15 protein-coding genes are annotated in these 21315 nt (G+C 56.7%); 6 read left to right on the forward strand and 9 right to left on the reverse strand.

All coding sequences use genetic code 11. From position 1 onward, the window contains the following. Positions 1–23: 23 nt before the first annotated feature. From P0D96_RS24625 to P0D96_RS24635, 3 genes are all read left to right on the forward strand, one after another. Entirely contained in the window at positions 24–545 is a 522-nt protein-coding gene (locus P0D96_RS24625; protein WP_408315843.1) for a gamma-glutamylcyclotransferase family protein, read from the forward strand. A gap of 165 nt (positions 546–710) precedes the next feature. Then, positions 711–992: an excisionase family DNA-binding protein gene (locus P0D96_RS24630; RefSeq protein WP_408315846.1), complete on the forward strand. Its 282-nt coding sequence runs from the start codon at positions 711–713 to the stop codon at positions 990–992. Positions 993–1114: 122 nt separating this feature from the next. Beyond that, positions 1115–1693, forward strand: coding sequence for a hypothetical protein (locus P0D96_RS24635; RefSeq protein WP_408315849.1), 579 nt, complete (start codon positions 1115–1117; stop codon positions 1691–1693). 50 nt (positions 1694–1743) lie between these two features. Here the strand turns inward: P0D96_RS24635 and P0D96_RS24640 are convergent, their stop codons facing one another. Next, positions 1744–2250, reverse strand: a complete 507-nt coding sequence (locus tag P0D96_RS24640; protein WP_408315851.1) for an HAD domain-containing protein — start codon at positions 2248–2250, stop codon at positions 1744–1746. Between the two features lie 1969 nt (positions 2251–4219). Continuing rightward, a complete protein-coding gene (locus tag P0D96_RS24645; RefSeq protein WP_408315854.1) occupies positions 4220–4567 on the reverse strand; it encodes a hypothetical protein in 348 nt (115 codons plus the stop codon). Between the two features lie 943 nt (positions 4568–5510). Between P0D96_RS24645 and P0D96_RS24650 the strand changes: the two genes are divergently transcribed. Both P0D96_RS24650 and P0D96_RS24655 read left to right on the forward strand, forming a co-directional pair. Further along, positions 5511–5738, forward strand: a complete 228-nt coding sequence (locus P0D96_RS24650; RefSeq protein WP_408315857.1) for a helix-turn-helix domain-containing protein — start codon at positions 5511–5513, stop codon at positions 5736–5738. 2216 nt (positions 5739–7954) lie between these two features. Next, positions 7955–9916 (forward strand): site-specific integrase, encoded by a 1962-nt coding sequence (locus P0D96_RS24655; RefSeq protein ID WP_408315859.1) that lies wholly within the window; start codon positions 7955–7957, stop codon positions 9914–9916. A gap of 243 nt (positions 9917–10159) precedes the next feature. On the opposite strand, the gene P0D96_RS24660 is transcribed toward P0D96_RS24655, so the two are convergent. The 7 genes from P0D96_RS24660 to P0D96_RS24690 form a co-directional block, all read right to left on the reverse strand. Further along, positions 10160–11029 carry a hypothetical protein gene (locus P0D96_RS24660; protein ID WP_408315862.1) on the reverse strand — a complete coding sequence of 290 codons (870 nt, stop codon included), beginning with the start codon at positions 11027–11029 and terminating at the stop codon, positions 10160–10162. A 122-nt stretch (positions 11030–11151) separates the two neighbouring features. Then, positions 11152–11850 carry a phytanoyl-CoA dioxygenase family protein gene (locus P0D96_RS24665; protein WP_408315865.1) on the reverse strand — a complete coding sequence of 233 codons (699 nt, stop codon included), beginning with the start codon at positions 11848–11850 and terminating at the stop codon, positions 11152–11154. Between the two features lie 427 nt (positions 11851–12277). Further along, positions 12278–13315, reverse strand: coding sequence for a hypothetical protein (locus tag P0D96_RS24670; RefSeq protein WP_408315868.1), 1038 nt, complete (start codon positions 13313–13315; stop codon positions 12278–12280). Continuing rightward, a complete protein-coding gene (locus P0D96_RS24675) occupies positions 13312–14568 on the reverse strand; it encodes a hypothetical protein (protein ID WP_408315871.1) in 1257 nt (418 codons plus the stop codon). Before P0D96_RS24675 ends, P0D96_RS24670 begins: the two co-directional genes overlap by 4 nt. Before the next feature lie 348 nt (positions 14569–14916). Then, positions 14917–16725: a coiled-coil domain-containing protein gene (locus P0D96_RS24680; protein WP_408315874.1), complete on the reverse strand. Its 1809-nt coding sequence runs from the start codon at positions 16723–16725 to the stop codon at positions 14917–14919. Beyond that, positions 16725–17210 carry an ABC-three component system middle component 2 gene (locus P0D96_RS24685; RefSeq protein WP_408315877.1) on the reverse strand — a complete coding sequence of 162 codons (486 nt, stop codon included), beginning with the start codon at positions 17208–17210 and terminating at the stop codon, positions 16725–16727. Before P0D96_RS24685 ends, P0D96_RS24680 begins: the two co-directional genes overlap by 1 nt. Then, positions 17182–18243, reverse strand: coding sequence for an ABC-three component system protein (locus P0D96_RS24690; protein ID WP_408315880.1), 1062 nt, complete (start codon positions 18241–18243; stop codon positions 17182–17184). The genes P0D96_RS24685 and P0D96_RS24690 overlap by 29 nt, the downstream gene beginning before the upstream one ends. Positions 18244–20145: 1902 nt before the next feature. Between P0D96_RS24690 and P0D96_RS24695 the strand changes: the two genes are divergently transcribed. Next, the gene (locus P0D96_RS24695; RefSeq protein WP_408315883.1) at positions 20146–21039 is read left to right on the forward strand and encodes a hypothetical protein; all 894 of its coding nucleotides are present in this window, start codon (positions 20146–20148) and stop codon (positions 21037–21039) included. The last annotated feature ends 276 nt before the right edge of the window (positions 21040–21315 follow it).

Raw genomic sequence — 21315 nt, forward strand, 5'->3', positions numbered from 1 at the left:
CACACTGATTTCGACGATTAAAAATGCCTCTGACCACAAAACCGGACCATTTCCTGTATTTCGCATACGGGTCGAACATGTGTGTCGGGCGGCTTACCGCGCCCGGAAGAGCTCCATCCGCAACGGTTATCTGTTCGGCATACGCGACAGGTCGGCGACTGACATTCGACAAAGTAAGCAAAGACGGGTCTGCCAAATGCGATTGTGAATACACCGGAGACCTGAACGACCGCGTGTACGGCGTCGTTTTTGCCATTCATACCAGTGATAGCGCCGCGCTCGACCGCGTCGAGGGAAAAGGCCATGGATATGATGCAATAAATATTGAGGTCATCGCAACGACCGGGCCAGTGACCACGCTGACATACATCGCAACAAACAAGAAAGACGGACTACATCCTTACGACTGGTACAAGCAGCACGTCCTGGATGGCGCGGTCGCCGCAAAACTGCCCGGCGAATACATCAGTATGATTGCCGCCGTAGAGTCTGTTCCGGACCCCGACGTCGCACAAGCTGCTCGAGAAAACGCGATTCGATGTTGAACGGGTCCGTGCGGGGCGTGGTCGTGTCGCCGGAAGCACTCAACGCGAGCAACTGCCACCTATTTGAAGCGTGCTGCTGCGACGGGATACTGAATTCTCCTCACACTTTGGATTGTTCGTTTTGCGTCACAATAGGTGCTTGATTCCAGAATTCGCAGAGGCCCCATGACAAGAGATTTTGACCCCACCATTTTGGCCTGCCGGATGTTATCCATCCAGGAAATTGCAGATATTCTCAATGTCTCTCGCCCGTTCGCAGTCATGTTGGCTGACTCCGGAAAGTTGGGTGTAGTGGAAACAGGGGAAGACGGGCAACGGCGAATCGCGGCCGCAGCGATTGAAACGTACCGCATCGAGCAAGAGGCTAGAGCTCGCGATGCGTTGGCTGGGCTTGCTGCCATTTCTCAGGGGGCTGAGCTCTACAGCTCCGACGTTAAGAACGGCTGAAAGTGAATGAATCCGGCGTGCGGGACATGCGCGGCATAGCGTCGCTGCAAGTAACGGCTCGATAGCGCCTTGCCGGCGCCTCACGTCGTCCATGCCGTGCGCTTTCAATGGAACACACTGCAATGGCATCCATTCCCGTTCAGCCAGTAGGTATGCTACATTCGCGCTGCTTTTACGGCGCAGGTCTTACGATTGAGCGGGCAAAAATGAGCGAACAAAAACCAATCACGGCAGAAATCGAACAGCAGCGGCTTATGAACGGCTTCGTTTTGAAGCAGGCTGCGGCGATATGCGATTCCAACCGAGGGGCGCTTGTCGCCATCCTTAAGCAAAAATCACCGGCGTTCATAGATGCCGATGAAGGCCCGCAAAGATTCACAGAAGTTCTGGTCGACGTTTTGAACACAGCCGGCTTTCAACTGAATTCGAGAGGTTCTTCCAAGGTTCAGGCGAGCGACGGGAAACTAGCCTCGGAAAAAGTCCAGGCCATGATGGAACGAAGCGGCCGTGCGGTGAGAAATGCCGCATCGATATGTAAAGCCAATCGCGAATTGCTTCTCCCTCTTTTCACGGAAGCAGACCAAGCGGAGTACTTTGTAGAACTAGCGGTCGACGTTTTGAACACATATGGACGACATCTTTCATATGACGACGATATCGAGAATTTTGAAATAACGGGCAATCCATTTCGATTCCGGTGAATTCGGTACGGTCGGGTCGTTTGTGGGCATGGGGTGGGCCGACGCAAAACTCAGGTAGTTGGCTTGCCAAATCGTTCATGCAGGCGCGACTGAAACAACGCGACAACAGCGGCGTCGCCTAGTCCTACGTCAGTCTGGCAGTGCACTAAGCGGTCGCGGCAGGCGTCAAAACCGTCTCGGCGGTCGTCGACGGCCAGCCACTGGTCCAGCGAGTGACGTCGGACGTAATCAAGCACCTGAGCCCCTCGTGTCACAGTCGGCCAAAGCATTTCATCAAATTCACAGCCTTGGTACGTCGCTTCAGTTACCCTGTTACGCAACAATGATTCTGGCAACATGTTCCGTGTGGGCTCTATGCCGAACCGATACGCCCAATCGGATGAGAGGACGACTTCAACCTGCGGGTACAAATCCAACAGGTCACAAAGGACGGGCAGATATTCGAACAGCTGGATGCGGGCGGGCGCGCTGCTGACGATGCGATTTCCCGCGATATAGGAATTGCCTCGGTGCAAAACGCCGTCAATGTCTAGGAAGAGTACTTGTCGTTGCCGCATCACCTTTCCCCAAAGGCTCGCGCATGCTCATCGGACCGTTCTAGGTCCAGCTCGCGCCGAAACGCTTCTATGTCGCGATAGTTACCCTGCCGTACGTCTCGCCGGTCAAGCTCAAGGATGAGCGGCAGTGCTGCTGTGGCTGAGTTGGAACAATCTTGCGTGCCGGAGGCAAACACGTTTGGTCTATGACGCGGTGTCGACATTTCTGGCCCATAGGGCGATTCCATCTGAGTTGAAACCGTTGGCCCGCGAGGTGCCTGCTAGTTCGCGTCAAGAACCTTGCGCACGACGGTGACTATGTCGTCACTGTTACTCACTCGCACTGGCAGCATATCGCAGCGCGGATAGTTCGCAAATACTGCACTTGTATGTGCATGGCCTCTGGCAACTACTATGTCCAGCCTGGCTTCGTCGAACACCCTCGGTCCCGGCACCGTGTCTCGTGTAATAAACACCGTAGCCGTAGACAGCCTTGCATACGGACCTTCCGGCCGCAGATTACCTCCGTCGTGCAGCGCTTCGCGCGCGCGTCGCCATAGGTTCAATCGCGGGTCAATCTCCTCTACTCCAGTGCACACAACCGGAAGCTCAGTTCCCGGACTAAATTCTCCCGCACAGATTTTCACGACGGTCCTCGAGTATTCCGACGCCCAGCCACGCGCAACTATCAGCAACTGTTTGAAATTCTTGTCATCAGCTAATGCCTGCAGCGGCGTAATCTCACCGAGTGAACCGTAGCGTTGGGTGAGAAAGAAGAGTCTTTCGCTCGGGGGCGCGGGCCAGAGGATGCGACATACATATTCCAAGCGTCGCCGATTGTAAGCGGCGTCAACGAGGAACGTTGGATAGAACGGGCGCCCATCCACAACTACTGAAAATACACTGCCACTCGTCGTTAACCTCGCCAATCTCGCAGGTGTAACTGCTCGTCGATGCCGAAATTCGTCCTCCGTCAGCAGTCGACCCTCCCTTATCCAACGCCTGAACTCGCGCGGCTCATCGATGACGAAAATCTTGAGTCGGACCCGCTTCACTCGCGACATATGGACAAGCCTCGGCTATTTACGCTCCCAACTCCGTCCCTGCCGTTCATCGGGTAGACCATACCGGAAGTTCGTAGGAGCGGGGGAAAGCACGACCACCATTCATTAGAAAAACTAACATCTACGTAGGATTCCTCCCGTATCGCCGGGCTTCTTGGTAGCGACATTCGTATCCGATGCCCGACTCGTGCCCGCGCTCGAGTATCCACGGCAACGTGGGGGCAAAGACATGCCGAATCTCGTCCGACTCGTTCGCGTCCGCGTATGGGTCCATAAACAGCACCACACTATCCGGGTCGACCTCGCGCAATATCAGGAGAAGTTCACGCACTTTCATTCCGTTTTCCAATGTACGCGCGTCGGCATCGCAACCCCCCTTTATTGGGGCTCGATATCGCGCGCAATCAGTCAAGGTCCTTGATGCATTGGGAACATCACCCGAAGTATATGAAGAGGGTATGTCCTAAACACCATCTGCCTCACGGTATGCGACTGGAGGACGTCGGTACGAGGCTCATCCGCCACAGCCGTAACGCTTGCGTGTGCAAGTCCCTTATCTCCTAGTAAACAACGCCTCATTGCCATCCACTTTCCACCAAACATCGCTCGGGGCCAATTACCCCTTTCCATGCAATCAGCATGGCCATTCGAGCCATCGGGCGTCCCTTGCGATTAGCTCAATCTCGCCCCGGTCTGGGTAATGCCTAAGCACGGCTATGGCCTTGTCACGCAGAGTCTCCAGTTGTGTCGGCGACTCGGCTAGCTACAGCTCAACCATCAAATCGCGCGCACGCAACAGTGCGCGAGTTCGTTCCTCAGCCGTGGTCAGTTCGCTCTCCTCGGATGCTTCTGTAGCACTGTTCTTCCTTGCGGCACGACCGACCAAACGCCAAATCGCGGGGTCAACCCTGTCGACGGAGCGTCGCTTAGTCGTCTCGAACCGGCTTATCAACCACTAGTCCCTGTCGCCAATCGGGAACCAAAACTTGCGTGACGTCTTGCCAACTTTTTAATTCCCAAACCCTCACGACGCGAGCCCACACATACTCGGCATCCTTGTCGCGACCGGCGCGTCCGACGAGCTGATAGGTGCTTCCGGTAGCAGTAGACCCAGTGCGGGTGACTGGGTCAAACACGCGAATAGGACTGCTAACACGTCCGTCGTTGTTAACGGTATCGAATCCGACAAAATGACGTGCACCGGTATCTTCTCTCTCGCGAATTGACCATCTTTCGAGCACGACATGACCTGGGTCTAAGATGTAAAGCGGCATGATTACTTTTTCCTTGTGTCGCTAAGCCCAATCATTGGTGCCGGAATGCACGAGGCGGTTTCGTAGGGAACATCCGTGTGGGCTCGCTTATCGCTGGGCCTCTCGCGAAGGTTGAAAAGGACGCCGCAATCACCAATTTGACAGTCGCAGGACGCGTGTTCATCAAGCTTCATTGTTCTCAAGGTCTAAGTCGATTTGCATTCTGCTGACATCTCTGTCATGCCATTTGTCGAGCATTCCGGGAGCGCATCGGTAGCAGAAGTTGAGTTCTCAAGTTCAGAGCCATGACTTTGTCTGGCGACCTGATGGAGAGGAACCGGCTCTAAGTATCCAAACTTGAGAAACTGCTCGCCGTCTTCGGTTCGGATGTGCCATGTGCCATCCTCGGTGGCGTGCAGTTCAGTGATTCGGAGGCATGCTTGGGGCTCGTGAGCACGAAACGGCAGCATGCTTACGAAGCTGTTGACGACTTCAGGCTGGTTAACCAAGTGCGCGACATTGAGTAGCGAATGTGTAGCAATTCGGCGCCATGATGGAAGGTCGTCGCCCGCCTCAGCTAGTTCGAGGTCGACCAGAAAGACAGTCCTGCACTCGAGTTGGGCCAGTGCTAGACGACTCTTACAGTATGTTGACGTTTGCTTTGGCATCGTCGCAGCGTCTTCGCAAGCGGGTTCAACGTCTTCCATTTGTAGCAACCTCCCTGGCAACCCGGTACGCACCAAACCCGGACAGCACGTCATAGTCCATTTGACAACTAGGCGAGCAAGACTTCGCGGGTAATGGCCATTCCCAGCCGCTCGACGGCAATGAAAGTGTCTTCGGCAGCATTGGTTGCACAATATATTGTGAATTGTAAAGGATTCCGTCTCTCTGCACAATATATTGTGTGGATTGTTGGGCCCACTGCCGGGACACTGCCCCATTGATAATCGCTGGGGGACAGATGGACCGTATCGCCGCCTTTGGGCAAACCGTCCGGGAGGCGAGGCTCGCGAAGGGCCTTTCTCAGGAAGGGTTGGCTGAGAAAGCTAACCTCCATCGAAACTTTATCTCTCTCGTTGAGAGAGGGGAGAGCAAAATCGCGCTCGATTCGTTGTTCGCTATCGCTGACGCGTTGAGCGTACCCGCGTCGAAATTACTAAGCGACGCCGAATCCGCCGCGCGTCGCTAATTGGGCGATACAAATGCCGCTACGGTGCAACGTCGCGACACTGCAGCAAATCACAAATACTTTGATGTGCTGAGATTGAAAGAAAATGACGGCTAGTTTCGAGGACAACTCCCCGGCGAACAAACGCCATTCCGCACTCTCCGAATGCAGGCGGGCCCGAAACAATGGGAATCGGCGGAGCGGATGAGGAGCGGCAGGAGCCTCGTGAGCGCCATCGAGTCGGGAAAGTACAGCGCACCACTTCAAACGCTTCAGCTTTAATGCAAAGGTTTCGGCATCAAACCATCCGACCGTCTGCCAGGGCCTAAGCCCATCATTGAGCCCAACCAATCTCCCTGATAACGAACCCTGCAGCGCGTAACGCAAGCTCGGCGTCCTCGTCCGACACCTCCACAAACCGTAACGCTCACGCTCGTTGTCCTTTCCGCGAAGATGTCCGCCAGTTAGATGCAGACGGAGAGAATGGCGCGAGACTGCGGAAACGAACCGATGGCCGTTCGCATCTCAAAAGTTATTGATGACAAGGTAAGCGCTGGAGAGGAAAGAACGCAGATACTGCGGCCCTGTTTGTCAATCACCTCTCGGCTCGGAATAAGAAGGCGTTCTGGCTGAAGGAGTACCCTGGCTGGCCAGCGACTCCTGGCTGGAGAAAGACAATGTGGCCGTGTGTGTGCCCCGGTGTCGCGATAACCCTAGCGCGAAAATCCGGTTCTTCAAGCTCAACAACGAAACCGTCACCCAAACAGTTGGTGGCACTCCTTTCCCCACGGTAGTCGTCGGCCACCGTCATTTGTCTCTTGTCATTAGTACCCTATTCCGCCAGAGCCTGCGCGGCGGCGTTGCTTCCGTCAGCCAAGTGTCGTAACGTACGTTCGTTGGAACTACGGCGCGCTGCGGCAACAATCCCAAGCCATGAACTCATTGGCTATCCGCATGACCGGTAATTCGTGGCCAGCCGCTGCACATCAGCACGCAAACCATCGATTTGTTGTTCTGGCAATCATAAGGAGCCGTATCTGCAGCAAAGTGTCGTTGTGACAATTTCCCATCGATTCACTTTAGGCGCTGAGCACGAGAAACGGTTTCCGCGCTAAAACGCCAAAACCTTAAGGACTGGAGTGCTCCCATTTACAACCACTTAAGCGCTCGAGAGAACTTTTTCTTAAAGTAAGCGAATGGGTTTTATCCTCATTCTGGCCGAATTCGTCCGAGGGACCATGAAGGATAGTTCGTTCCCTCTCCATCGGTCGTCCCACCGCGTTCACAAGCGCCATCGCGCACATCTGCTGCTCCGGGCGTCTCCCAAAGTCGATATGGAGGGACCACCGCGAAGCACTAAATCTCAGCGTTTGGCAACGCCTCGTCCCGACATCCGCGAAATAACACGGGGTTACCTGCTCTCAGAAAGCCCGCCCCCCCCAGAGCCTTCCGCTGCGCACGCAAAACGACCCATCTGCCAACCCTGTAACATTTTAACGAGTCCTTCGACGCACGGACAGAAAGTCCGTCGCTTCGGGCGTCTGGCGGTCCGCTCCCATTTACATCCGGATGCTACACGATAGTTATTAACTCTCTTTCGCCCGTGCGTCGGACCGCGTAACGAATCGCCGAATACTGGTCTCCAAAACCGCGCAAAGAGGAATGCAAATTCCTGGCGCAGGCGCCGACACGGCCTCTCGAGCTCCACGCCCACCCTACCGGCTGCGCACGCGCGTCCCTCTCTGACCAGAAAGCTAAAACATTTCGGTGCGTTCGCTATACGTCAGACCGCAACGCTTCGCGATTGGGGAACGTCGCACATCCACGGAGCTGAGTCCACTCGGTTGCTGCGTACAAGCAGGCGTTGAACGCTCGTGCACGTAGCGGGTGGCAAAGAATCAACTGCCCTAACCGCCCTGTGAATCCGGCGTTCCAACGTTCGCCCATCTGTAAAGGGTTCCGTCTCATTCGGCCGACCTTCTGCCGTTCGTCGCTACTGCTTTAAACATTGAGCTCATACGAAAATCGAAGGCCCTCGACCCACCTCCGTCGCGATAACGAAAGTCCGACGACGCCCGAAGTGGATTTCCGCGTTCGGTGATTCGATTCCGCAAGTGGTCAGTCTAAAACTCGGCGCTACACGAAATCCAACAACAACATGAATCAGCTCCGCGCCGCCCTAGGCTACATAATGAAACCTGCACCTCTTGCTTGGTAAGCAAGAGGCGGAGGCCTCAATGAAAAATACTCGTTTTATCAATGATTTAGGAAATGTACGTTACACCGTAACGTACTCGGATAACGTAACCGGCTGGCAGGCGTCGCGGGGCTCTACTGATGCCCAAATGGAAATCTCATACGCAGAATTAATAAGCCACCACAAACATGTACTTCTCGGCGACGACACAGACTCCTCGTCGCGGAAGCAAGTTTTTCGAAATCACCAAAGCACCCTTATTTCCTATCTGGCCTTCAATGGTAAAACGCCAGATTCGAAAGTCGGCGCTGAGCTCATGCTGTCCTTTGTCGACCGCAGCCGCGACTACCTCGAGCATCTGCAGAAAGCGCCACATACTATCGCGGACCGTAGAAGTCACCTTCGCGCGTGGCAGGCGTCGGTAACGGACCTCATTGAGGTAGCACGCGGCAAACGTGAACCGCAAAAGGAAGTGGAAGAGGCAAGCCTCTTCCACCGCACGCTTCGCGCAGCTTTTGCAGCACAAGACGATGCGCCAAAAACGATAGCCCGAAAAGCTGGAGCTTCGGTCAGCGCGGTAGCACGTTGGCTGAAGGGGGCAACGCCCAATCGGCGGGCACTTCCCTCGGTTACTCGAATTGAGCGAGCTCTGGGTCTTAAGAAGGATGCGCTGCGAAGCTTAATTTCAGAAACCAAGACTGGCAAACCGACAATGACTCATGCGGCGATTCCTTACCGCTCTCGTCTAAAGTCGCTCACGAGCGATGAATACTTACTCCCCGAAAGCGAAATCTCGCCTGAGCTACGCCAAGAGTGGGACAGCCTTTTTCAATACAAAACCGCGACGCGCCCCAGACTCAAGCGAACGAAAAGAGGTAGATGGAGACTGCGCCACGAAACACAGATTGCACGGAAATTGCAAGCTGCGGCTTATCTCGGAGAGTCAGGTTGCCCTACTGCTAACATCGCGTTCAGCAGGATACGGTCTTTCCTCGGATTCTTGTGTAGACCCCGAAGCAAAGGTGGTATGGGAATACCGAAGTCGGAGGTAATGACATTGGCGTGGTTCGCGGTCCCTGAGGCGGTCGATTCCTATCTCACTTTCGTGAAGATGCGGGCTGATGGGATTGTGCATGAGGGACATCGCTCGTTTGCCGCCTTCACCTCCAGTTTGACTACGAAGCGCACAGGATTCCTCGTTCAACAGCCTGAATTCGCCTCCCGGCTACCGACACGCTTTGTCGACCGCCCATTCGAAGAAATGTGCGACGAAAGTTATGAACTCGCGCATGAATGGATAGGCCAGGTGAGCGGCCACTCGCGAAAGCCCGAAGACCCGATTCGGGCCCTTCTGGCTTCCAGTGAGCCGTTAGCGCCGCTTCTCAAAGCGATAACAGCCTTAGACAAAGCGGCGGCGGCTTCGGCGCCCGGTAGCCTGCAGGAGGCGTTATACAAGCGTGACGCGCTATTACTGTCAATGCTTATGGCCAATCCTCTAAGGCTGAGCAACTTCACTCTCATGACCTATGCGGCCGATGGCACGGGGAATTTGTATCGGGCAGAGACGGCGTGGCGTCTGAAGTTCGAAGCTAGCGACTTCAAAAACGAACGAGGTGCACGTGGGTCCCCATATGATGCGCCATTACCACAGGGCCTCTCCAAGCGAATCGAGGAGTACCTTGACGAATTTCGGCCGCGACTTATCAGAAAGAATCCGGACACGACGTTACTGCTACCGACTCGGGATGGAAAACCGTGGGGAAATCTGACCAAGCAGATGCATAGGTTCACTCGACAATTCGTCGAAGAAACGCCAGGGTTTGGGCCACATGCGGTGAGACATCTAGTCGCGACTGATTATCTTCGCAAGCACCCCAACGACTACCCTACAGTCGCACTGCTCCTCCACGATACACTAGAAACGGTGATGGCGACTTACGCGCATCTGCGGCAAGACGACTTTTTTGGTCGCTGGGAAGAGCATCTCGGCGCTATCCACTAGCAGCAATTGGAATCGTCCGTCCGTTCGCGGCTCCGCCGCGAACGGACGTGTTAAATGCGAAGACTTGCTGCGAACTGCGCCAGCTTCACGGGTTATTGAAAAACCAATCCACCTATCGAGTAATTGCCAGCGCTTCTCAAGAAAATTCCGAATGTACTAAACACGATATTCGAACAGGAAACGTATCGCACTGGCTAGGTAATGAAGGCGCATGAGCGCAACTAGGTGCTGAATCGCGCGCCTCTATTCCTTAGCCGGCAGCGCCCGAGCTATCTGTCCCGCGAGCGCAGTCACTGACTCCACCGACACAAGGCCACGGTTCCAGACGATGCACTTCTCCAACTGATAGTCCAGTACGCCAGCGCCGCGCGGCCGGAATAGGAACAACACACCGTGGAGGATGCCCTTCAAGTGTGCGAACCTCGCTGCTACGGCTCGGAAATCGGGGGGGTCCGCGTCCTTTACGTCTTGGAACATACCAAACATCCCTCGGCGACACGGCTCGGGTACCTCGCTATTGCCATACATAGCGAGTACGCAGTCGTATGTGTCGGCGGTCTCCAGGAGGATATCGGAGATTGCAACTACAACGATGTTCACGACGCCGGGACCTGCCTGCAAGAACTTAATGGGTGTTCCGTCAGGTTTTTGAACTTTCGCGAGAATGGTTGATTGCAAACGAATAATCTCGTCAGCCTCTGCGCGACCGTCTTTCACGACCGCATACTGTTTATTTGCCTTCAGTTGTGCAGCAATCTCGTCCACGGTCGCGCGGTCCTGCTGCAGCAAGCGCACCTCGAAGAAGACGGATTCTCCGCTCGTTGCACTCAGTCTGAAATCAATCGAACTCGGCTGGTCGGGGACCTGCTTTACCTCGTAATCGAGGGCCATTCCCGAAGCCTCGAACTGATAGGCGAAGGTCGTCTCCAACACCAGCGAGCGGAAATTGCTCTCATCGTTGGCATTCGCAAGAGCGACGAGCAACGGGCCGTAGCGGCCCGCTGCTTCCAACACGTGAAGTTTGACCAGCAAACCTCCGACCTGGTCGTCGGGCTGTTTGCCGCCGCCCAATGCCTCGATAGCGGCCTCAAGTGTAGCGCGGTCAAATGGCATAGACTCCTCACTCAACAATCAGGTGCGGAACAGATACTTGCCAGCTTGCTTTAGCTCTCGGGCGCTAGCCTCGCCACTCGACTCGCAGCGCAGCGCAGCGCCAAATACTCAACGCATGCGCTTCAATAAACGCGAAGATAGACTGCAATGCGCTTGCCGTGGATAGCCCGTGCCGCATTTGCGTGTGGGACGTTCCCGTCAACGATGAATATTGTTCCGGCTGGGCCAAGCAGTGGCCGACATCCAGCATTTCCTTCCCCACACGCCTTTGCAATTTTTTCCGCTTCATCGAAGCGCCGGGCATCTCGTAAATTGGCGATGGCCGCCCGCTCACCCGGCCATACCATCAGGGCTCCATCGCCTTTATCGAGGACGTCGGTCAAATATACGCCAACGATAGCGCGAGGAGTATTCGGTTCGGGCTCATTCTTACTGTATCCATCGATATGCGGGGTTGGCGATGGAACACCAGGCTCGCGCACAGCAATCTGTGCAGGACCGCACCCCAACTCGTCTCGTGACTCAAGCAAGTCGCTCGCAATCTCGAACATCTGGCTCACCAAGCGATTCAGCGGCAAGTGATTACGATTGCCAGACATCCACTGTTGGTGCGCTTCGGAGACCATCGACGGGCATGCCGTACCGTAAATCACCTCATTCTGTTCGCTCTCTGTCTCACCCGCGCTGTACGTTCGGGTGACTTCCAGATGCATACGCTCCAACAATTCATTGTGAACGACCGCTGGTACGATGCAATATCCATCTGACTCAAGGGTGACAGCTAGCTTGTCGGAATTTTTCTGCATATGTGGAGATGGCATGTGGGTCCCGGTCGTCTCGACCGACGACGTAGTCTTAATAGCTTGACGAATTGTCCAATAGTGGCGGGGTTGAAATCCAGCCGCAGGCGCTCGCCTAGCGCAATTCATTTAAGGCCACCCTCGGCTCGTTGACTGTGCTGAACTGTTCAAGGCGATTGATGCCGTGAAGCAGGCAGCGCTGCCGTTCTAGCTGAGAAATGGCGACCGCAAGCACGGCCGCTGTACTCGTCTGGACGCTGCGCCTACCGAGAATGCGTTCGAGGCGGGTGTAGCCCTGCTTAAGCTTTTCTCGAAGAGAGAAGCTTAAGCAAACCGGCTAGCGCATCGCGATTCGGGTCTTTTGCCCCGTGGACAAGCACTTGTATCCCCAATATTCACCTGGCCGCACGGACCGGAACGCCGACCCTCCGACCCGAAACACACACTGTCAGACCAGTACACGCTTTCTGTCGAGACCAAAGAAGTCGCACAGGACACCTAACACGCTTTGCGCTCCCGTCGACAGGCGGGAAGGGGAGTCAAACTCGAGTGCAAACGCACCGGCCTCAAATTCGCGCGCTGCATCGAAAAGGGCTGTCTGTGCAACGTTTCGCGAAAAGAAATCCGCCAGAATGTCAGCGCGCAAGTCCCCGGCCTGAGTGGCAAGCTCTCGCTCCAGGGTTTCTCTGAGTCCAGGCTGTGAAGCAACGCTCGCCACCAGGCCGGCTGCGACCTTGCCAATCTTTTCTACAAAGGTGCGCCCGGCCTTGCCGTAGCGAAATCCATTCTCCAAGACCGCTCTGCGCTCGTCTTGCTCAAGGGTGACGTGGTCACGCAACAGGAAATCGAGCGAAATTAGGAACAGGGAACATGAAATATATGCGAGTCGCCATGCGGATGGGTCCTTGAATCCCATCGAACTGGCTTCCTTTAGGAAGTATTCGATATCCATCAGCCAAGCGTTACACCCGTCGAAGTCGAGCGAATCCAGCACCCTTGACTTGCTTTGCTCGTATCGCCCGCGCCAGTCACCGCCCAGCTTCCCAAGCGATGAATCGTCGATGAACCGCACAAACTCTTCTTCCGTCAGCCGCTGCAACTGGCTTTTCTCGCTGCGCTTCAGACGCGAGACGAAGTGACCATCCAGCACCCGAACATCATGCTTTAGCCCAAACTCCCGGACGTCCGGACGCGCATCCGTCGTCGCTACCACACAGGCGTCCAGTCCCAGCACATCCTGCAGTCCCTTGGCCCAGAAGATGCGCTCGAGCGCCTGCGGCGTCTTCTTGTCCTTGATGTCGACGTTCACACGTTCCCGGCTGAGCGGTGAGTTCAGCCCATACAACCACAAGTCGATGTCCGTGACATCGAAATCATTGTATTTGAATTTCGCACCCCTCAGCACGAAATAGCCTACGCCGAGGAAATAGTTGCGTAGTCGTTCTTCCGTCGCCGGCCCCTTCGTTAGTTGTTCCCGATCAATCATTTGCCGAAGCCTCCTGTCCTTAGTTCATTCAGGATGTTCGCCGTGTTCATTTTCACCGCCTCGGTCACGTTCTTGCGCTGCACTTCCCGAGTCTGCTCCGGCGTTCCATATTCGGTGACACGTGCTCCGGGCATTTGCGCCACGCTTTCCGCCGTGATATCGCCGTCTTCGATGACAGCGAGCGCGAGTCGTCCCACTTCCGGTTTAAGCAGTTTCATTGTGAACATGCCCTTATCAGCAGGCGTTACCTGCACGACGCCACGATATTCGAGCGCCTGATAGTCGCTTCCGATAGCCGTTGCTGGGCCTACCTCACCGCCCCTGATGAGCTTATTCATCAACAGTGAAATCGCTTGGATGCGCCCCCGATAGTAGCTACTTTGTGTCATGCCATAAGTCAGCGATGCAACAAACGCCTTGGCAAGGTCCAGCGCGTCGTCGGCGATGGAATTACTGAACTTGGAAAACGCTGCCGGTCTGGTGACGAAATAGCTCTTCCCGCTATCATTGCCAACAGCATTGACATCGAACATGCCAATCGAATGGAGACTCTTGAAGAGGTCTTCACCTAAGACCTTCGTGGCCGACGCCAATGGCAGGCACCCGGCTGACTGCAGTTGTGCATTCAGTTCCTGCACCAGTCGCGCCTCATTTGGCTTGAGCGTCGACAAGACTCCGTTGATGCGTTTTGCATCGTCGCGGCGAAACAGATTGCCATTAAACAGCAGCTTTTCCGAAGCTGAAATGGGTTCTGCATCGAAGAAGCCAATTCCAGTGCCGAGCCGCAAGGTGTCGCTCACCTGTTGGCTCGACAGCTTGTGTGTATCGGCCAGCAGTTCTGACGCATGCCGGTCCGTGACCGGCGATTCGGATGCCAGTTCCGACAAGTCAAGCACCGCATCCTCGAAGACCTCCCTATCGGATTCTTCGAAAATGGTCGACGTGTGTTCGAGAATCCTGTGTCCGCTCAGACCCAGAACCTCGACGTGTGTGGCATTGGTATTTATCAGGCGCTGCCGCTCCAGTTCCTGCAGGATTGCAGGCACCTCGGTCTTTGGACTCAAATGGTTTGCCTGCGCGAGGCGGTCGACCCGCCGACGCGTCAACTGAAACTGCCCGTCTTCGCCAGCAAGCGCCGACAGCAGGATGCCGCACTTGCCCGCAAATCCAATTGCATCAAAATCTTGATTGGTCGTTGCCTGAACCTTGCGCGAATGGTGGACCAGCCACGCGCCCCGCGTTTTCTTATCCATGACTCCTCGCTTCTCTCAGATGCGCATCGGAGCGGTTGATTCCCCTCGGAACCCGCAGCAGGCCGCGCTTTTTACTTCCTCGCGTACTGCAACGCCCGTCCGTGTGCGTTTGTAAAGTCTTATTCAGTTTGGTGAGGGACTTCCGCACCCGCCGGTCACAGCCCGCCGACCAGTAGCATATCCAGGTGTGCGGGAACGGAACAGTGCCAGCAGCAACCCTGCCGCCGCGCGTGTCCGCGAAGCGTAACGAACGCGCAGCTCGGGCACTCGCCGGTTGCATGCAGCAACGACAAACACATTTAAGCGAGGCCCCTTGTGGGGCTCGCCGGCCATCGGTCGGGGTTCTCCTCACGACGGAAAGAAGCCGCGTCGGCCCGTGCCACCCGATTCACCGATAAACTCAGTGTGGGGGATTTGTTCGAGTAATGCCGTCGACGGTTCCTCGTTTTCGAGCACGATGACCTGCCCCGGCTCCTGACGAGCGGCTAGCCACTCGTAAAAGCGGTCGGCCACCGTCGTGTCCAGCAACTCCTCGCCCTTCCCCCCGTGTTTAGGGTCCTTATAAGTGACGACAGGAGAGTCGACGGCTACAAATCCGAGATGGGGATTGCCACTCTGCAACGCGTGCTCCATCAGCGCCACCACGTATGCAGTCAAAAAAATCCCGCGCTTTCCTTTCCCGAAGGAAATTCGAATTCGCTGATTTATAAGTACGTCCACATTCTTCTCGTCGAAGTGTACCGCCTCGACCCCCGGAACGCCCCACTCTGACAGCAACGTTTTGATGCGTTTGCAAACGCTCAGCGCATCTCCGGCCACGTTTCGGACGACGGTTTGAGTTTTCCGTCTGGCACGTTGCGCGTGCTCTTCACGGCGCTTGACCAGCACGTCAACGCGGTCCAAGTCGCGTGATACAAGCGCCCATTCCGTTCTCTGCGTGGCCAGCACGCTGAGGCCCATGCCATCAGGGTCCGGCGAGTTCGCGAACAACGCGTCTTGCGCGAGCAAGTTGTCCGCTTCCTGCGTGCGCACTTCACGAAGGTCTGCCGTAAGGCTCTCAAGGTCTTCATCAAGCTCGCGAATCGCGGACGCCAGACCGAGCTGAAGATGCGCTATCTTCTGAGACTCCGCGCGCGCTGCTTCGGCCAATATCGCAAAGGAGTCGTTCTCCGCGTGCACATGTCGCGACTGGGCCTCCAACGGCGTATCGCACAGCGGACAGGGCTGGGGAGCAAAAGCATCCATTACCGACGCAGCCGTTTCGACGGCCTCCAGCCGCAGAAGGTCACTCGAATATTTCTCTCGGAGAAGCTCGAACCTCGTGCGGGCTTCCGCCAATGCAGTGTGCTCGTTTGCGATGCGCCGACCCTCCCGCTGCAAGTGCAATCGGTCACGCTTCAACTCATTCAGCGCGCTTTCATTGCTCCGCAAGAACGTCTGTAGTCCTTGAATACGAGCGTCCAGCTGTGCTATCGCGTCAAGTACATTCGAAGCATTGACGTCCTTGGGAAGTCGGGCGTTGAGTATCGCCAGCTCCTCGTCGACTGCTTCGACGTAGCCGCCGGCATTCGCCCGTTCGGTAGCTGATGCGACCAGCGTCAGCCCGTCGTCGTCCTGTCCCGTCAGGATGACCGCACCACTGGCGCGTCGTCGTGTTTGTAGGTTCGTGTCCGTTCCAACCAACGGTTTCAGGTCAAGAGTCTCAATCTCGTCAAACAGGCTGAAGTGGCGCAGGTCGCCCGCAGCAAGCCCCTCCCGCTTCCCAGCTTTGACCAGAATTCGTTTTTCCGAGGCGCCGCATAGTAGCGCCAAAACACCTGCTATCTTTCGCGGCTTGACTCCGGGAATTGCGCCCTGAGGTGGAGTTTGATGATAGCCATCGCAGACCGCTTCGCCTCCGTCCACGAGGTCCCGAAAGAACGTTAACTCCTCACCGTTGGCCGACTGTAACTCGAGCGCGAGCCGCGTATATCCTGCGGAGAACTCATTTTCGCGAGGCTTACCTGAGGAGCCGAGTCCGTAGCGCAAGCTCTCAAGAACGTACGACTTACCTGTGTCGGTTGGACCGAACACAAGGTATGACCGTCCGCCAAACAGCAGCTCTGCCGGCTCCCGGCCTGGACCGGTTATGCACAACCTGTGAAGCTGAATACTCATCAACCCTCCAAGATGTCGGAGCCGCCATCGACGAAGTGGGCTCCCCATCGCAGTCCGCGCTCGACAAACATGACCTCTATCTCGCCTGCCGAGCGGCTCCCGACAGTGTCCGCCACCCAGCGACATCGCTCCGCCAATACCGTTCCATATTCCCCGGCAATCAGTCCGACAAGCGCTGCCGCACTCTCCCCTGCCGAATACCAGATTCCGCCAACGTCAGCTTCTATCGACACGAGGCCCCTGGTAGACATCAGGTAAAGTCCTTGCTCGATGACGTCTCGCCTGGAAAGATACTCGCCGTTCCGTAGCGGCACCGGCGTATGAAGGCTGCTCGGGCCGCCAAGGTCGGCCGAGTAGATTGCCGCATAGTCCATATAGACAAGCGTCTGCAGGTCCGCCTTGCGAGGATGCAAAGCGAGCAGCAAGAACACCATTCGAACGCCAAGCTCGAATGAGCTATTGAACACTTTCGCTGTCTGCTTCATCGCCTTCGACCCACTGGGCCCGTCCTTGATTTGCGAGATGATGACAACTGCCCTGCAGGTCGCCGGACCTGAGGCGCGCCCGCAAAGGGTTATCCATTATCTGCAACGCGTTTGCTGTGTGAAGAACGGAGCGCAAGCGAACGAATCCGCTTTCGTGCGGGAAAGTCAACTCTGCCCCAATCCCGTTTTCCACCTCGTCCAGGAGCGCTTCAAATGCCCCTGGCAGCTTGTCACGGCTAAAACGGTGCAAGCCCTCCGCTGAATAAAAGAGCCGCCGCTGAGCCTTGAAGTGTGGCCCGTGCGCAGGCGGAATATCGGGCACGTCATCAATCGTCACCCGGGCATGCTCGGCATATACCCTTAGCAGTTCGGTCACATATGTCGACTCGCCAGAAACCGGCAGTGGAGGCACTTCTGGGTCATTGTCTCGAGGAGCAAGAATTCCGAATCGCGCCCAATACGAAGATGCATCTCTCCCGTGGATTGACAACAGTTCCATGGGCGGCAGACGCTTCACGACGTCAAACGGGAATGCGTCGATGAACTTCTCAAGGTCGGCATCAAGGGGTTGTCTGAACTTCCCGAACTTGCCATCCTTCTTTCGCCAGTCTTCGAGAAGGCGTTCTTTCAGGCGTACCGGATGTTTGAGCAGGTCGAAAAGCGTTGTACCAACGTCCTTGCTTGCACAGATGAAATACTTCGCAGGACGCGTATAGTCTTCACGCCAGACACACGTGACGAACTTTGCGAGTTCTGGAAAAAACTCGCTGGGAGTCAACGGGCTATCGTAGTGTTTTGCCTGGTATAGGTCCCAGGTTCCAGTTGCCGGATATTCCTTCGAGTACCCACATACGTCACGACCCTTGTCTCCACTCCCCCCGAGAGCCACCACTTCGACATACTGCCCCTCCTTCTGGAGTTGACGGACGCACTCCTCGATGAAGTCTTCCCACTCGCCCTCGTGCATCAACAGTAACCGCTGCTGTGGAGTGACGGCGGCCGGCCCGGGATGGAAGACACTCGGATGGTTCATAGCGAAAGCCCGCAAACGGTTTGAAAGTCCTGCCAGCGGGAAAGCTCAAGGCGGCGTAATGGCATTGGAAACACCAGACTGGCTGTATGGGCACGCGATTCGCGCGCCGGCGCGTGCAAGACCCGTGTTTATCGGCGCATTTGTCCAAAACTTGAGGAACGACAGCGAACATGGCAGAGCCGGTCTGCCTTGCCTTGTCGTGCCTCTTTGTCTACCTTCTATCAAAGGCATCGTTGCGGAGAGGCCGATGTCAGGCAGGGCAGGCTGCGCAGAGGAGTGCCTTCGGAAATTTCGAGATTCGCAACATAGTCGATGGTGGTCGTCTTTATAGCGATAGGTACATCGTCATGGGCAGCCGGTCCCATTGCGCCTCCGGGTCCAAAGACCGGGATGACCGACGGCAATCCCGAATCGAGCGGTCAACAAAAGCGGCACCCCGCGTGGTGCCTCAGCGCCGAAACAAAGTGTCCGCTCCCCTCAGGAACACCGCGCGGGCAGAAATGCTGGTGTCCCGGCGTCAGCCGGTCAAGCTAGACGAGACATCGCTGAGGCGGCGGGAACGTCGACAACTGTGTGTATTGACGGTGTGGGATTACCCTCTTCGGGAGGCGTTGTGAATTTTGAGCGATGGATTTTAACTGGCATGCTGGCTGGCCTCGGGGTATTGCCAACAGTGAGTGCCGCTCAGAAGGCTGATGCCCCCCCGTCTCAGTCAGCCGCCCCTTCCGGGCCACACATTGTCAAAGAAGGGCCGCCAGTAGTAATAGCCCCACGCGGCCCGTCGACCAGTGAGAGCGTCTGGTGCATTGGCCCGCAAACCCGTTGCCCGCTCCCTTCGGGCTCCCCCCGAGGGAAAAAGTGCTGGTGCGCCGGGACGAGTGGCTAGGACCGGACAGCCTTCCCGCTTTCGAACACTGTTTCCCTCAGCAACCGGTCGCGCGGGCAGGGGGCGGGGCGGTCGGCAGGATGCCCTTGGCCATTGCCCGCGCCGATAACTCTTAGTTGGAGCACAAACGTGGCCGCTCGAAGCGAGCCTTGGACGCTTGCTCACAGGATTTGTCGCAGCCGTTCGAAGCTAGTCGCTGAGTGCAGCAGACGCTTGGTCTGCGGCCTTGAGAGGCGGGCTCCGCTAGTTTACTTTTGGCCGACGGGCCGGCATTTCGGGAAGCGCTTCCTTTTACTGGCAGCGGGAGGGTCCATGACCACCTTGATGTGTGTGTTGGCAGCGACGCTGGTCGCGCTCACGTGCCTGACATCACCGGCATGGGCCGTCGGGTTCGGCGATATCGACCACATAATTGAGCAGGCGATGCCACCGCCCGCAGCCGCAGTGCCCGCCGGCCCGGGGCCTGTCATTTCGTCCCCTAGTCCTGTGACCTCGGGCCCGAATCAGCCCTCTGGCGCGACTTCGTGTCTTGGCGCCGAAACCAAATGCCCACTTCCCGCTGGCAACCCGCGCGGGCAGAAATGCTGGTGTCCCGGCGTCAGTCAGTAAAACACAGGAAGCAAGTATCGCGTAGACGTCAGAAAGGCAGCACACGCCTACGATGCAAAGTCGGCAACTACCCTATCTGGGAGGCGTTATGGACTTCGCACAACGGATTCTCGCAGCTGGACTGGGCTGCCTCGCGGCATTCCCGATGTCAAGCGCCGCACAGCAAATCGTGCCCTTCTCTCTCGCACAAGCCTCTGCCCCACCTGGGCCAGATATAACCAACAATGCGCGCACGCTAGAACTGCCCCGTGCACCGGCTCCCTCTGGACCTCTGCCCAGCGAAAGAGTGTGGTGCGTGGGCCCGGAAACACGATGCCCGCTCCCTGCAGGCACGCCTCCCGGCAAAAAGTGCTGGTGTGCCGGGACGAGCGGCTAGAAGTCGACACTGCCCAGCTCTGGAGCCCGTCATGAAAGCGATAACAGGCTTCTTTCAGGCAGCCACCGTGTGCCTAGCGTTATGCCTTTTTCAACAGGCACATGCCGAAGGGTCGGAGGCATCGGTAGTCTTGAGTCGTTCGCCGGGTGCCAGCGACTCGACGTTAGGTCCTACCCCATTGCCGGGACTGGTGGACGCCGCATTGTCCAAGCTCACTGCGTGCTATGACCGCGCCTTTGCGCGCCTGGGCAAAGCGACCGCCGATATTGACACGCTGAAGCAGGTCTCCGAGTTTTGTCACAACGAGTCCGGCTACGCCTATAACCAGACCGAATGGGAAGTCCGGCGTGGTGCGTACGAGCAAAGCCAGACTCAAAGCGATGCGATTCTCAGACTGGTTGAAGGGATGACCTGGGGCGGCATTGCGCTGGCCGCCCTGCAGCTCGCCTTCGTGTTCGCCCTCTCATGGCGCGAGCGGAAGCTGCTCACAGATGCGAGTGAATTCACCGCCGAATCCAGCAAGGAGGCAAGCAAGCTTTACTTCAAGTCGTCGCTCGCGGGACTCATGATTCTGGTTATCACCTTCTTCTTCTTTTATCTGTACATCCGGTACGTCTACCCCGTAACGGATGGGTCATCTGCAGGAGGCTCCAGTAAGCCGCAGGCAGAGATGGGGCGGGTCGACACCGGGTCAACGCCTGCCGCAGCCGTCGAATCCGGGATGGGGCGACTCGACGACCCTGGGTCCCCGGCCAGCTCATCGCCGGGGATGGGTCAGCTTGACCCATCCGCTGCACCGGGTCCGGCGGCATCGGGGGTGCAGTCGCCGGGGCCACCGCACAAGAAAGGCATGAAACACCGCGCGAACCACCACGTGAACGCAGCCCAGACTGCCTGTCCATGCGCAAACCAGCGCCAGGAATAGGTCCTGTTCATCCGCATGCGTTGCCAGCGGCTGTGCGCCGTACCGGATGCCGCATCGATGCACAGGCCGTCTCGCGGGCCTTGTGTGTGCCGCTGAGGTGTGCCAGTATCACCCTGTGGACCTGAGCTAAGTCCTTGATTTGACTGGCCCGGTTTTATACTGAGCGAGAATCTCACCGTCTCCGACATGCCCGAGATAAAGCAGCGGCACTAGCGTACGACTCTGCCGGCGCATACGGAACTTTCCCGCTCGCAACCCTGGGCCAAGAATTCGCAG

This window comes from Paraburkholderia sp. RL17-347-BIC-D (assembly GCF_046027915.1).
GTDB lineage: Bacteria > Pseudomonadota > Gammaproteobacteria > Burkholderiales > Burkholderiaceae > Paraburkholderia.

Excerpts from the sequence above, each read along its gene's own strand:
- P0D96_RS24685 (WP_408315877.1), bottom strand. The coding sequence starts at position 17,210 with ATGAAGCAGACAGCGAAAGTGTTCAATAGCTCATTCGAGCTTGGCGTT.
- P0D96_RS24625 (WP_408315843.1), top strand. The coding sequence starts at position 24 with ATGCCTCTGACCACAAAACCGGACCATTTCCTGTATTTCGCATACGGG.
- P0D96_RS24675 (WP_408315871.1), bottom strand. The coding sequence starts at position 14,568 with ATGGATAAGAAAACGCGGGGCGCGTGGCTGGTCCACCATTCGCGCAAG.
- P0D96_RS24640 (WP_408315851.1), bottom strand. The coding sequence starts at position 2,250 with ATGCGGCAACGACAAGTACTCTTCCTAGACATTGACGGCGTTTTGCAC.
- P0D96_RS24670 (WP_408315868.1), bottom strand. The coding sequence starts at position 13,315 with ATGATTGATCGGGAACAACTAACGAAGGGGCCGGCGACGGAAGAACGA.
- P0D96_RS24680 (WP_408315874.1), bottom strand. The coding sequence starts at position 16,725 with ATGAGTATTCAGCTTCACAGGTTGTGCATAACCGGTCCAGGCCGGGAG.
- P0D96_RS24650 (WP_408315857.1), top strand. The coding sequence starts at position 5,511 with ATGGACCGTATCGCCGCCTTTGGGCAAACCGTCCGGGAGGCGAGGCTC.
- P0D96_RS24630 (WP_408315846.1), top strand. The coding sequence starts at position 711 with ATGACAAGAGATTTTGACCCCACCATTTTGGCCTGCCGGATGTTATCC.
- P0D96_RS24660 (WP_408315862.1), bottom strand. The coding sequence starts at position 11,029 with ATGCCATTTGACCGCGCTACACTTGAGGCCGCTATCGAGGCATTGGGC.
- P0D96_RS24695 (WP_408315883.1), top strand. The coding sequence starts at position 20,146 with ATGAAAGCGATAACAGGCTTCTTTCAGGCAGCCACCGTGTGCCTAGCG.
- P0D96_RS24690 (WP_408315880.1), bottom strand. The coding sequence starts at position 18,243 with ATGAACCATCCGAGTGTCTTCCATCCCGGGCCGGCCGCCGTCACTCCA.
- P0D96_RS24665 (WP_408315865.1), bottom strand. The coding sequence starts at position 11,850 with ATGCCATCTCCACATATGCAGAAAAATTCCGACAAGCTAGCTGTCACC.
- P0D96_RS24655 (WP_408315859.1), top strand. The coding sequence starts at position 7,955 with ATGAAAAATACTCGTTTTATCAATGATTTAGGAAATGTACGTTACACC.
- P0D96_RS24645 (WP_408315854.1), bottom strand. The coding sequence starts at position 4,567 with ATGCCGCTTTACATCTTAGACCCAGGTCATGTCGTGCTCGAAAGATGG.
- P0D96_RS24635 (WP_408315849.1), top strand. The coding sequence starts at position 1,115 with ATGGCATCCATTCCCGTTCAGCCAGTAGGTATGCTACATTCGCGCTGC.